At 74.0% G+C, this 235-nt stretch carries 1 protein-coding gene; it reads right to left on the bottom strand.

Features of this window, described 5'->3' with window-relative positions; translation table 11 throughout:
* Positions 1–235: hypothetical protein (locus IF30_RS50495; protein ID WP_037903319.1), on the bottom strand; the 235-nt coding region annotated here is incomplete at both ends.

Genomic DNA, 235 nt, shown 5'->3' with positions numbered 1-235 from the left:
CCGTGACGACCGTCCGCGTCGTGACGACCGCCCGTCCGGTGGCGGCTATGGCCGTGACCGTGACGACCGCGGTGGTGACCGTGGTGGTTTCCGTCGTGACGACCGCCCCGCCGGCGGCGGTTTCAACCGTGACCGCGGCGACCGCCCCACGGGCGGTGGCTTCCGTCGTGACGACCGCCCGAGCGGCTTCCGTCGTGACGACCGTGACGACCGTCCGCGTCGTGACGACCGCCCG

The sequence above is a fragment of the Streptomyces sp. NRRL S-350 genome (genome assembly GCF_000719705.1).
Classification (GTDB): domain Bacteria; phylum Actinomycetota; class Actinomycetes; order Streptomycetales; family Streptomycetaceae; genus Kitasatospora.
Note: the sequence above shows the minus strand (reverse complement) of the source record. Positions and strands in the feature narration are given on the sequence as shown.